Here is a 12,020-nt window from a genome sequence, read left to right on the forward strand (position 1 = left end):
TGAGACAGCTCCTTTTGTTATAACAAAGAGACAAACCGATTATTTACGGACATTCTTTGCATTTCCTGTATTGATCCTTTTGATTTCATCCAATTCCGCCTTTGGCTTACGGTCATAAGTGAGCAAGCCATTGATTTCCTGCTCTACGTCTGTCAGCTGGGTATAACAGAACCCTTGTACGAGCGGAGATTCCAATAAGGCACTCACTACATCTTCATAGCGCCGGATAAAGTCTTCCTCATTCGATGCTGATGTGTATCCCCACCCTTTTTGACTCCCACTTTCAAAAGCAATCCCGCCAAATTCCGATACATGAATCGGCTCCCCGTCATAGGAAAAACCAGGTATGTACAGATGACGATCACTCGGCATGAAAGACAAAATACTTTCGAGGGACTTATAACGATTTTTCAGGACTTCTTTTTCCCCTTCATAATCATGGATGGAAAGGATGTCTGATTTAACATGCTCCCAGCCGTCATTGGCGATGACCGGGCGGGTAGCATCCAGCGATTTCGTCAAATGATACATCGCAAGCGCATGCTGCTGGTGGCGAAGGTCTTTTTTCAAACGAGGCACACCCCAGCTTTCATTAAGCGGTACCCAGACGACAATCGATGGATGGTTGTAATCACGCTCAACGGCTTCCTGCCATTCGGAGGTTATCCTGGCAACCGATCGATCAGAATAGGTGTGGCTGTTGGCCATTTCTCCCCAGATGAGCAGCCCCATTTTATCCGCCCAGTATAAGTACAGCGGTTCTTCTACTTTTTGGTGTTTACGGACCCCATTGAAGCCCATCGCTTTCGTCAGCTCAATGTCCTTTCTGATAGCTGCTTCATCCGGAGCAGTCAATAAACTTTCCGGATAATAGCCTTGATCAAGTACCAATTTCATATAGTAAGGAGCGCCATTAAGAAGAACCTTGCCGTCCTGGATGGTGATACTCCTCATCCCAAAATAGGTGGAAACTTCATCGAGAACTTCTCCAGCTTTTGTCAAACGAATGGTCATGTCGTAGAGGTTTGGCTGTTCCGGACTCCAGTGCTTTCCTTCCCCACGCTGGAAATCCTCCAGTGTTATCGTCTGTACAGCTTTATTTGGAATTTGTTCCACTTGGACAGTGGTGCTGGCGATATGCTGTCCTTTGAAGGTAATTTCCATCTCGATTAGCTGATCAGGGGACGGATGATCAATGACGTATTCAGCACAAATTGTCCCTGCTTCGGTATCAGGCGTCAGTTTAAGCCGCTGAAGATGCGACATGCCAACGTTTTCCAGCCAGACAGTCTGCCATATTCCGCTTGTCCTCGTATAAAAAATATCTTTTGAGTTTTCTTCCCAAAATTGTTTGCCGCGTGGCTGCTCCAAATCGGTGGAGAAGTCCTCGCAACGAACGACAAGATCATTTTCATTTCCGATCAATAAGTCCGTAATATCCACATAAAAAGGAGTGTGGCCCCCTTCATGGGAAACGGCGAATTCCCCATTCACCCAGACGGCCGCCCGATAATCGACGGCGCCGAAATGAAGGAGAACCCGATTTCTCTCCCACTGCTCCGGGACTTCGAACTTCCGGTGGTACCAGAAAACATCGTGAAAAGTGGTGTCTTCAATCCCGCTCAGTTTTGTCTGGAAGGCGTATGGGACATTGATTTTGCTGGGGAAACTATGGCTTCTGAACCATTTTTCTTTAAGGCCAAGATCCTTGTCATCAAAAGTAAAGTTCCATTCGCCATTCAAGTTCAGCCAATTTTTCCGCTTGAAATCCGGCCTTGAATGTTCTGCACGTGGTCTCATATACGCTCTCCTTTATGACTTGACCTGTGCAATTTCGTCCATTTTCACCGCATCCCCGGTCTCCGCTGATTCATAAAATCCATTGATGATTTTCTGAATCACCACTCCTTGTCCCGGTGTACTGATCGGTGCTTCCCCGGTCAGGCAGCTATTCACAAAGCCTTCAATTTCCAGCTCATGATAGCCTTTTTTCGGTAAATATGCCGGGGAGATATCAATCAAGGAATCGTGTTTTTCCTGGTAGATTTTCAACGGGAATGCATCGGCTCCGCCTTTGTCACCCATCAACGACACATTCATCACATCGTTTTTCTCTACGTTTGCGGCAAAGGCAGATTCCAGTATAAGGCTGGCTCCATTTTTAAAGCGGATCATCCCCCTTGCCATGTCCTCGATGGAAAAGCCTTCCCAATCCCAATCTCCCATCAGTCCGACCCCTTTACGGTTACCGATTTTCTGATAGGTGGCACCAAAAACCGATTCCGGTTCAGGATAATCCATTAAGTAAAGGGCCGCATCAAGCATGTGGACACCGATATCTATCAGCGGTCCACCCCCCTGAAGCTCTTTATTGGTAAATACCCCCCAGCCAGGAATCCCCCGTCTGCGGACTGCACGGATATTTGCTGCATATATCTCTCCAAGTTCTCCTGCAGCTGTGAATCGCTTCAATGCCATAATTTCAGGTGCAAAGCGAAAATGAAAGCCATACGTAAGGATTTTGCCGTGCTTCCTTGCCGTTTCCGCCATTGCCGTCGCTTCCGCCACATTCATAGCAGGCGGCTTCTCACACAGAACGTGACAGCCTGCCTGGAGAGCAGCGATGGCTGCTGCAGCATGGAATTTGTTTGGCGTACACACGCTGATAGCATCCAGCTCGCATTCCTCCAGCATTTTTTCGTAATCCGTATAGACATAAGGGATAGAAAACTTCTCCGCGCATGCTTCTGCAGTTTCCTTAACTACATCTGCGACAGCTGTTATTTCCACTTTATCCCCCTGCTTTATGTAGTTGGGGAGATGTACGTTGCTGGCAATGCCGCCAGCCCCGATGATTCCTACTTTCAGTTTTTCACTCATTGGTTCAAGACTCCTTCCATTTGTTTGCTGGTGATTCTGCTTTCTTTTTCATGGGAAAGTGCTGCCGCTTCGTTGATCCACGTCAGCTGGCGGGCATCCTCATTCTGGATGGAAGGTTCTTTGTTATTAAGGATGGCATCCACCCATTGTTCAATCGGCAAGGCTTGCGCTTCTGGTAAGTCGGCAGGATAATGCCATCCTTCCTCTCTTGTTTTTTTACTATTGATTCGTACTTTATCCTCTTCGATCAATAGGGAGCCTTCTGTTCCGTATAGCTCCAGCTGGAAAGGACTTCCGCTCGATACAAACCCGGTTTCTATTACACCAAGCGCCCCTGATTGATATTCCACAATCACAACAGCCTGGTCATCCACACCTCGCTGATAATAAGTGTTCAGCCTTGCCGTAACGGCATTAGCCTTTCCTGCCAGCCGGTTCAGCAGGTAGATAGGATGTGCCCCCAGATCAATCAGCGCTCCGCCTCCTGTTTCACTTTCATTGAAAAAGTGTTCTGGCAGCCATCCATTCAGATGTGTGGCTGTCGGGACCGCCCCATTATGAGCCATACGGCACCGGATGGAGGTCAAATCACCGAGCAGGCCTTCATCAACAGCCGCTTGTGCGTAAAGATAATAAGGTTCTGTCAGTCTTGGCAGGGAAACCATCAGCTGTATACCGTTTTTCCGGACAGCCTCCTGAATTTCATCGCACTCTTTTACAGTCAAGGCAAGTACTTTTTCCGTGAAAATGTGTTTGCCGTGATTAGCCGCCTCAAGCAGTATGTCTCTATGGACACTAGTTGGCGTATCAACGATAACCCCGTCGATTCCGTTATCTTTCCATATGGTGTTGAGATCCTCTTCAAACGGGACACCCAGCTTTTCCGCCCAGGCTTTTCCTCTTTCCGTGTCCTCATCCCACACAACTTGGATCTTCAGTTCAGGATGCCTGGCAGCCTGAGCCGCATAATCTTCCGCATGTACATGCCACTTACTTAACAAAGCGATATTAAGCATTGGATCACTCCATTTCTATATAATTATAATTCTCATTTTCCTGAGAGCGGAACCGATGTTACAGGTTTGTTAACTTGTCTCGGAATTTGTTTGCACACTTGCCTGTACGGTAACATTACTGCGCTTCTGCCTGGTATCTTTGGCGCGTCCGCTGATTTCTCTGCTCCCTACTTCAGCCGTTATTCAATCAACTTCACACACGATTATTTCAACGCCGCATTTTTCAATTGCCTTCAAAACTTGCTTGTCTGCAAGCTCGCTTGTGATCAAAATATCGATATCGCTAAACGAACAAAACGAAATAAGTCCAGGCCGTTTCAGTTTACTATGATCGGCGAGCAGCACTTTCTTTTCTCCGGCGGCGACCATCGCCTGCTTGATTTCCGCTTCGTACAGGTCAGAGGTGGTAAAGCCTTGGTTTTTTGATATACCTGACGTTCCTAAGAATACGTAATCAGCGTTGTATTTTTCCAGTTCAGTTTCTGTCTGGGGTCCGAAAACGCTCATGGAGTTGCGCTTCAGCTTTCCCCCGAGCAAATAAATCGATATGCTATCGTTCTTGCTTACTTCTTCCACCACATTCAAAGCGTTGGAAATGACCATCAGGTTCTCCACGTTTTTCAGATGCCTCGCACTGTACCAGGTGGTCGAACCAGCATCCATAATGACGATTTGATTGTCCTTAACCAGCTCGGCAGCAGCCTTCCCGATTTTGTCCTTTTCCTTTGAAAAGTGAAACTGCCGTTGTCCGACAGGAGGAATCAGGGAAAAATCCATGGAAAGATCTTCGGTTAAAATTGCTCCTCCGTAGTTTTTCTGGACCAATCCGTCTTTTTCCAACGAGCTTAAATCTCTCCGGATTGTTTCCTCGGAAACTTTAAATTCTTTAACTAAATCTGCAACTTTGACACTGCGTTTTTCCTTAAGGATATGTTTGATTTTGTTCCTTCTCTCGACCAGTATCATCTGTATCAGCCTCCATCTCCATCATGCGCCCCGCAAAAGATGACGTTTAATCCGTCCACTCCAATAAATTGGTCTCTACTATCGGCTCCCCGGCATCTTTTGGTACTCGGAAAGTTTTGATTTCACAAGGTTTGAACTTCGCAGTAATTTCCCTGTCCCACTTCGGCAAATGGATGGTCGCCATCGTGCCGTTATTGGAGGTTTCATACGCCCGGATGATCAAGTCATCATTTTCCTCCGCCTGTTTCACTGAACTGACTATGATATTGTCCATTTCAACATGTAAAAAAGAATCCTTCTGCTTCAACGGGCCATCATGATAGGTTTCAATGATCGTGGTCGGCCGTTGATTCAGTTCGGCTGCCCGTTTTACTGTTCCTGCTGACTCCCAGCTGTCCCTGTGGGGAAGCAAGGTGTAGGTGAAGGTCTGAATTCCCTGGTCGACGAAGGCATAATGTTCATCTGCTGACGGTTGTTTTGGGTCATGATGCGCAAAAATCGGGCTTCGCAGCACTGTAACTGCCAGCTCTTTACCATGGATATCGAAGCTGTATTTGGCGTCATTCAAAATGCTTAAGCCATAGGATTCGCCTGTACCAGGATGAGTGCCTGAGGTGTCAATCCAGCTCTGACCAGGCTCTTCCTCGCCGTTATTTTCTCTGACAATATGCCCATAAGGGATTTCGTAAGTGGATTTCCGGAAAATCAGATCGACCGGGAACATCAATTTTAATGCCTTGAACTGTTCCTGCCAGTTGACGGTTACGTGGACATCGATATGATTAAGCTCCCGGTACATCGTAAAGTCCTGGACTATCGTTGACTTCTGGTACTCACTTTCAACTCGGATGACTGATTTTACTGGACCATGCTCTACTCGCTTTACACTTTTTGCCCGGAAGGTTCCGCATTTCTTATTGAAATGAAGCACATTATGGGACCAGGTATCGCTGACATCTTCCATGACAACCGGCCTTGCAGCAGGCTGTTCAAATAGCTCCACCTGGGCGTCTTTATCATACAAGCTGACCACAAATCCCGTCTCTGGATCAATTTCAAGTTTAAAATTGTTGTTTTCCAGCCGGTGATCACTTGCCTGGACAGTTTTGTCGCCAGACCTTTCCTGGATGTCTGTTTTCTTCAGCTTATACACTCTGTAACCAAGCGGCGGAAGATCGGCAATAAAGCTGATTCTGCTCCTGCCATTTGACGTCGCCCACGACTGGACTGTCTGCATGGCTACTTCCTTACCTTCCTCATCGGTGAGAATATCACCCGGCTTCCATCCCCCAACTTCCTGTTCAACGTTAACTTTACTTGGCCAAGAATGTGGATTGAACACAACGATCGGCTTCATGCCCTCCTCCTGCTCAATCCCAATTTTCCATGAGAGGGATTGAATCGCATAATTCAGTCCTCTGCTGCCGATGGACATCGCTTCTCCATGGAGATCTCGGGCATCATCATAAGCTACTTGAAGACTGGTACCAGCCAAGATGTCATGGAACTGGTTGAACAGAACATTTTTCCATGCCCGGTCGTATTCTTTCGGATAAGGCTGACCTGTTATCCAGCTGGCAACAGCAGAAAATTTTTCTGCCTGCAGCAGCATATTTTCTGCCTGCCGGTTCCATTTTTTGATGCCGGAATGAACGGCGTAACAGCCGCTCGCGTGATGCTGTAAATCATCATGGACGACCGGATATGGCAAATCCCTTTTACTCAGCTGTTCGAAAAAGCGATTCGGGGTGCTGAGTACTAATTCAGGAAATTCGGGGTCTTCATTCAAACGGTTGATGCTCTCGAGGTTTTCAACAGTCGGGCCACCGCCGTGGTTTCCGACACCGTAAAAACACATCAGCTCATCAAAAGGTTTGGTCAACTCCCCGGCATTCCGCTTAACATGCTTATCCAGTTCCTTTCCCCAGGTACAATATTCAAATGGAATCCGGAAGGTAAGCACACGGGATCCATCATCTGACTCCCACCAGAACAGCCTTCCCGGCAGACCTTTTTCCTGTGGGTTCGGCCGCATAAAAATATACTGATCCATTCCGCTTTTTTTCAAAATTTGCGGCAGCATACCATGATGACCGAAGCTATCCACGTTGTAGCCTACTTTAGCGGTTACGCCGAACTTTTCTTTGAAATAACGCTGCCCGTACAATCCCTGCCTGACAAATGATTCCCCGCCCGGAATGTTGCAGTCCGGCTGGACCCACCAGCCCCCAACGATTTCCCATCTGCCTTCGTTAATCCTCTGTTTGATTTCCTCAAACATTTCGGGGTCATTATTTTCCACCCATTCATAATTGGCTGCAGAACTGGAAGTGAAAACAAAATCATCATATTCGTTCATCCGATCCAGTGCTGACCGGAACGTCGCTTTTGTTTCCTGAAAGCCTTCCTGCCATTGCCAAAGCCACACCGGGTCCAAATGGGCATTGCCTATCATGTGTAACCTTCCTTCTTTCACTATTGATCCTCTCCTATCAAATATCACTGTTTACTTAAGTGGGAAATGGTGCTGAAAAACATTCACTTCACCTTTATCTACTGCATGCTCGGCGAAGAGATACATCGCCAGGGACCATGATTGGCCACCGTAACCCATCGGCCGTCCAGATTGGCCATGAAACCATTCATTGAATTCCCACTCCGCCTGTTTGCCGGTTTTGTTCATTTCAGCCAAACGCTCGAGCTGCTTTTCCGCCTCATTTCGTCTTCCTGCCTTTATGAGTGCAGCTACATAGAAAGCCCCGATAAATGGCCAGGCACCACCATTATGGTAATGATGCGGCTGGTTGAGGTTCCTGACTCGGTAATAATCGCGCCAGTCCTTGTCACCTGGATAAAGCACCGGATACAATGCCTGAACAGGAAATGGTTCATTCAGGCCGCATCCATGGATATAATCCAGGATTTTATCAGCCTTTTCCTGGTCAGCCACCCCGAAAATGATGGCCAGAAGGTTTGCGAGCGTGTCAAAACGATCGGCGTAATCTCGGAATGCCATATACGGCAGATAAAAAGGACGCTCTACAAGCTCAGTTTCCACCCTTTTCAGCGGATAGAGCCATTCCTTACGCTCCGTTGAAATCCAGTCATAATCATTCGGCTCTTCTGGACCGACCCATAATAGGGTATTGATCTTCTTATGGACGTCTTTCGCATTTTCAAAATAAAATTCCCCGCCAAGTCCAAGAGCATCAGCCATTTTCCCCATGGATTCCCACGCGGCATAATACAGCACGTTATCAAACAGGACATTATAACGGTTAGCGAACAAATCAGCCCAGTCCATAGCTTCATGAACCTCTAACAGACCGCACTCATTGGAATCCTGATAACGGAGCCACAGCAGTGCTTTTTCCAGGCTTGGCCATGCTTCCCGCAGTTCCTCCAGGTCGCCAGTGATTTCATATTGATAAAAGTGACCGATGATGTACCAGAGGTTTCCATCGACACACCCGGCATGGATGCTGTCTTCAATGGCGTGGCCTTCGCTTCCCCCTACCTCAAGCTTGCCTCCGTGAGCGATCAAAGCAGGGTCATCCACATTGGTAAAACCGACATTGTGCGGAATTTTTCCGAGATCCGTTTGGAACTTGCGCAGTGTTTCCAGGGAACGCCTATGTATGGCTGCCCCTTCTTTATCTTCGCAGAGCAGCAGTCCGAACCCGCAGATCATGCTGTCTCTGGCCCAAACCTGCTGGTAGGCTTGATTGGACCCTAACAAGCCGAGTTCTCCTCCGTTGGATATCAGTTTTTCTTCTGCTTTCTGTCGTCCTTTTTCGATTAAAATTTTTTTCGTTAATTCAGTCATTTTGCAACCTCCTCATGATGCACTTTCTTAAGTGCCCACTCAGCCAGCGGCAGTAAAATAGTACCGGCTATCCGTTTTGGATGTCTTTTCACCTTTTCCAAAGATTCCTCAAGCTGGTTCAATGTCTTAGCATACGGCTCGTTTCTTTCGGTTGCCTTCAAAATGTTCAAAGAGCGCTGACCGACCCAGTACCATTCCCCGAGCAGATCGATCCAAGGCAAAAGATCATTACGGAGCTCATAATTACCCATGAAATTCTTCAGATGATAGCATGCAGCATCCACTTCCTGTAAATAATCCTCCAGCTCATCAACTGCCCGGTTGCCTAATACAGGTTTCCCTGCCTGCAGTTGATGGAAGGCATTGTCCGTTAAATGTTCAAGCTTTTCCGCCTCTGAAAACCCGAGACAGGAATGGAGCGAGTTTTCGGCAAATTTCCTTAAGTAAGGGGAGGAATCTCCGGCAATTTTCTGTAATGCCTTTTCCCAAGAATCCCAGGGCACATAATGAACAGGATCACGAAAATAATCAGCGAACGTCAGCAGTGGGATTTTTGATGCTTCTGGCTCGATCATCGTGTTGATGACAAACCCTTTACTCGCCTGTGTCAAATTACTTCCCCTTCCAGTAATCGGCCCGATGTGCATTTCCGGCTGCATAGCGAGATCATTGACGGGATAGTTATCCCAAATAATCGGCTGTCGCTTGACGGCGTTTCCGAAAGCATCGACTTCATCTGCAGGCATTGTCGGTGAACAGATTTCCGGTCCTGTGTAAAAAATATCAACTTCGGGATACAGTCCATCGCCGAGCTCATGAATATAACTGCTGAACGGAGAGCTGCCATGATAATCAGTCGGACACATCATCAGACTGCAGTCCTGATCAAGCGATTTCAGCCAATCATATAAGTCATTGCAGACGAACTGATGGGCCTCTGCATAGGATCGGAATTTCTGCTTTTCTTCTTCATAACGGAATTCCGATGAGATATCATCCAATAAAATGCAAAATGTCCGTACCCCAATATCGTAAAAAGTACGGAATTTTGCTTTGATGATATTCATATCTTCCTGGGAGGCATAATTCATCGATACCCCTGAGCCCAGAGAGAAACAGAATTCGATGCCAGCTTCCTTGGAGATCTGGATTGTTTCCCTGAATCGCTCCATCACTTCGTCCGGATACGGAGCCCGCCAATGATTACGATGGAGCCGGTCATTTTTAGGACCGTAAATATAGAGATTGAAGTCTTGTTCTCCCAAAAACTGAATCATATCGTTTCTTTGCGGAAATGTATAAAAATTGCCGTAGAACCCTTCAATGACGCCTCTTATTTCAAATGGTGTATCCATAATTACTCCTTTCATATTTAAAATTTGTCTGCAATACCAGCCAGATAAGAGGTCAGGAAACAACGCTTTCCAAGGGTAAGCAGCAAGCACCCTCCGCTCGTTCCTCGCGCGCGGGGTCTCGCTTTGCTTACTTTCCCGTAGGAGTCTCGTCATTTCCCTTCCCTTAATAACAATATAATTAGACCATGGAAGCTTCCTAATAACTCTGCCCATACCAACCATTAAAGTTCGGATTTCAAGGTCTGGTGGTTTGGGGCTGATCTTGTGATGTTTCGTGTTTTTTCCTTATGTACTGGGAAATGACATGATTGACGAACATATGGACATCCTCGACAATCCCGTAATCATCTGAAGGAATAACAATGGCGAGGTCCGAATAGTCCTTCATTTTCCCTTGTCTGTTCCCGATAAGAGAAGCTGTGGCAGCTCCCTTCTCCTGGGCGAATGCAAGCGCATTGCTGACATTTTCCGATTGACCGGACACGGACAGGCCAATCAAAAGGTCGCCTGGATCGAGGCGGTTTTTCAGCTGCTCGACAAAAATTGCTCCATAGCTGATGTCATTTCCGAGAGCAGATACCCAAGCCATGTTATCCGCCAGACTGGTCACCTTAAAGCGTTTGCTGTCAGCTACATTCACTCCCTTGCCAAAATCACATGCCCAGTGAGCGGCAGTGGCAGCACTTCCTCCATTACCGATTACAAACACTTGTTTATCTGCAGTTAGCACTTTGTCCAGTTCCGCATAAAGAGCTGCAATTTTCTCAAAATCAAGCCCGTCCACTGTTTCTATGAAGTCCCTTTTATACGTCTGGTAATAATCCCGAAACACCATTTCTCCTCCTAACCCATTACAAGGCTGGCAGCACCAACAAGAGCAGCCTGGTAGCCGAGCCCAGTCGTAATAATAGGAATCGTTTTGTTACAGTCATCAATCACCCCTTCAGTCACAATCCGTCTTATTGCTGATTCATAAAGGTCGAAAGAAAGACTTACCCCTCCTCCAATGATGATTGCGCCTGGATTGAAGATGTTGATACAATAGGAGAATGCCCTCCCAAGGTACGTTCCTGCTTGTTCATAAATATCGATCGCTTCAGGCACACCTTGTCTGGCAGCATTGGCAAGACTTTCAGCTGAAAGTTCTCTTTGTCCATTTTTAAAAAATCGGGCAAGTGACGACTCTGGCTCGTTTCGTATGACAGTGGCAGCAGCCCGTGTAATTGCTGTGCCTGAGGCATGCGCCTCAAGACAGCCATTATTTCCGCAGCCACAAGGCAATCCTTTATCCCAGTCGACCATCACATGGCCGATTTCCCCTGCAAGCTGATGCTCACCTGCAACGACCTCATTATTAATAACTAATCCGCCGCCAATTCCTGTACTGATCGTCACCCACAGAAAACTGTCGTAATACTTTCCTTTTCCAAACTTTTGCTCACCACCGGCACAAGCATTGACATCATTGGCGACCTCCACTGGGATTTCCGGCCATTTTTCCTGAAGGAATGATCGGACGTTAACGTTTCTCCAGCCAAGGAATGGAGCGAAAACCAACTTTCCCGCAGACGGATCGGCAAGGCCCGGCACATTGACACCGATGCCGATAAGTGACTTTATATCCGCACCGAGTGCTCCCAGGCATAAGTTGAGAGCCTCGACAGCCTTCAACAAATGTGCCTCTGGATCAGATTCCGGATTGGTAGGGAATTGGCGGTGTATTTTCACATTGCCCGCTCTATCTGCTAACCCGACAAGTGTTTTGGTACCGCCAATATCAATTCCGGCTGCATATGGAGTGTATTCGCTCGTCTTTTGTTCAGCCGCAGACATTGTCTTGGCATACCCGAGTTGTGCACGGTCACTCATATGGCCACTCCTTAAAAACCTATGATTCACACTTTCTTAACGTGGATGCGTCACTTGGTTGAGGGACTTTTACGTTAAAAAAATGTATACTTTCCGAACGTACTAAAA

General features: G+C 47.1%; 9 protein-coding genes. All 9 read right to left on the reverse strand.

Annotated features, from left to right (window positions below; all coding sequences use genetic code 11):
• Positions 1-39: 39 nt before the first annotated feature.
• Positions 40-1,800 (reverse strand): glycoside hydrolase family 2 protein, encoded by a 1,761-nt coding sequence (locus JOC33_RS01970; RefSeq protein ID WP_205090451.1) that lies wholly within the window; start codon positions 1,798-1,800, stop codon positions 40-42.
• 12 nt (positions 1,801-1,812) lie between these two features.
• Positions 1,813-2,880 carry a Gfo/Idh/MocA family protein gene (locus tag JOC33_RS01975; RefSeq protein ID WP_205090453.1) on the reverse strand — a complete coding sequence of 356 codons (1,068 nt, stop codon included), beginning with the start codon at positions 2,878-2,880 and terminating at the stop codon, positions 1,813-1,815.
• The gene (locus JOC33_RS01980) at positions 2,877-3,896 is read right to left on the reverse strand and encodes a Gfo/Idh/MocA family protein (protein WP_205090458.1); all 1,020 of its coding nucleotides are present in this window, start codon (positions 3,894-3,896) and stop codon (positions 2,877-2,879) included. Before JOC33_RS01980 ends, JOC33_RS01975 begins: the two co-directional genes overlap by 4 nt.
• 183 nt (positions 3,897-4,079) lie before the next feature.
• Positions 4,080-4,862, reverse strand: a complete 783-nt coding sequence (locus tag JOC33_RS01985; RefSeq protein ID WP_205090459.1) for a DeoR/GlpR family DNA-binding transcription regulator — start codon at positions 4,860-4,862, stop codon at positions 4,080-4,082.
• A gap of 46 nt (positions 4,863-4,908) precedes the next feature.
• Entirely contained in the window at positions 4,909-7,317 is a 2,409-nt protein-coding gene (locus JOC33_RS01990) for an alpha-mannosidase (RefSeq protein ID WP_205090460.1), read from the reverse strand.
• 51 nt (positions 7,318-7,368) lie between these two features.
• The gene (locus tag JOC33_RS01995) at positions 7,369-8,688 is read right to left on the reverse strand and encodes an amylo-alpha-1,6-glucosidase (RefSeq protein WP_205090462.1); all 1,320 of its coding nucleotides are present in this window, start codon (positions 8,686-8,688) and stop codon (positions 7,369-7,371) included.
• The gene (locus tag JOC33_RS02000) at positions 8,685-10,196 is read right to left on the reverse strand and encodes a protein O-GlcNAcase (RefSeq protein WP_205090470.1); all 1,512 of its coding nucleotides are present in this window, start codon (positions 10,194-10,196) and stop codon (positions 8,685-8,687) included. The genes JOC33_RS01995 and JOC33_RS02000 overlap by 4 nt, the downstream gene beginning before the upstream one ends.
• A gap of 82 nt (positions 10,197-10,278) precedes the next feature.
• Positions 10,279-10,878, reverse strand: a complete 600-nt coding sequence (locus JOC33_RS02005) for an SIS domain-containing protein (RefSeq protein ID WP_205090472.1) — start codon at positions 10,876-10,878, stop codon at positions 10,279-10,281.
• 8 nt (positions 10,879-10,886) lie between these two features.
• The gene (locus JOC33_RS02010; protein ID WP_205090473.1) at positions 10,887-11,912 is read right to left on the reverse strand and encodes an ROK family protein; all 1,026 of its coding nucleotides are present in this window, start codon (positions 11,910-11,912) and stop codon (positions 10,887-10,889) included.
• Positions 11,913-12,020 lie beyond the last annotated feature (108 nt).

This window comes from Thalassobacillus pellis (assembly GCF_016908295.1).
In the GTDB taxonomy this organism is placed as follows: Bacteria; Bacillota; Bacilli; order Bacillales; family Halobacillaceae; genus Thalassobacillus; species Thalassobacillus pellis.

Excerpts from the sequence above, each read along its gene's own strand:
- JOC33_RS01970 (WP_205090451.1), bottom strand. The coding sequence starts at position 1,800 with ATGAGACCACGTGCAGAACATTCAAGGCCGGATTTCAAGCGGAAAAAT.
- JOC33_RS01975 (WP_205090453.1), bottom strand. The coding sequence starts at position 2,880 with ATGAGTGAAAAACTGAAAGTAGGAATCATCGGGGCTGGCGGCATTGCC.
- JOC33_RS01980 (WP_205090458.1), bottom strand. The coding sequence starts at position 3,896 with ATGCTTAATATCGCTTTGTTAAGTAAGTGGCATGTACATGCGGAAGAT.
- JOC33_RS01985 (WP_205090459.1), bottom strand. The coding sequence starts at position 4,862 with ATGATACTGGTCGAGAGAAGGAACAAAATCAAACATATCCTTAAGGAA.
- JOC33_RS01990 (WP_205090460.1), bottom strand. The coding sequence starts at position 7,317 with ATGATAGGCAATGCCCATTTGGACCCGGTGTGGCTTTGGCAATGGCAG.
- JOC33_RS01995 (WP_205090462.1), bottom strand. The coding sequence starts at position 8,688 with ATGACTGAATTAACGAAAAAAATTTTAATCGAAAAAGGACGACAGAAA.
- JOC33_RS02000 (WP_205090470.1), bottom strand. The coding sequence starts at position 10,196 with ATGACGAGACTCCTACGGGAAAGTAAGCAAAGCGAGACCCCGCGCGCG.
- JOC33_RS02005 (WP_205090472.1), bottom strand. The coding sequence starts at position 10,878 with ATGGTGTTTCGGGATTATTACCAGACGTATAAAAGGGACTTCATAGAA.
- JOC33_RS02010 (WP_205090473.1), bottom strand. The coding sequence starts at position 11,912 with ATGAGTGACCGTGCACAACTCGGGTATGCCAAGACAATGTCTGCGGCT.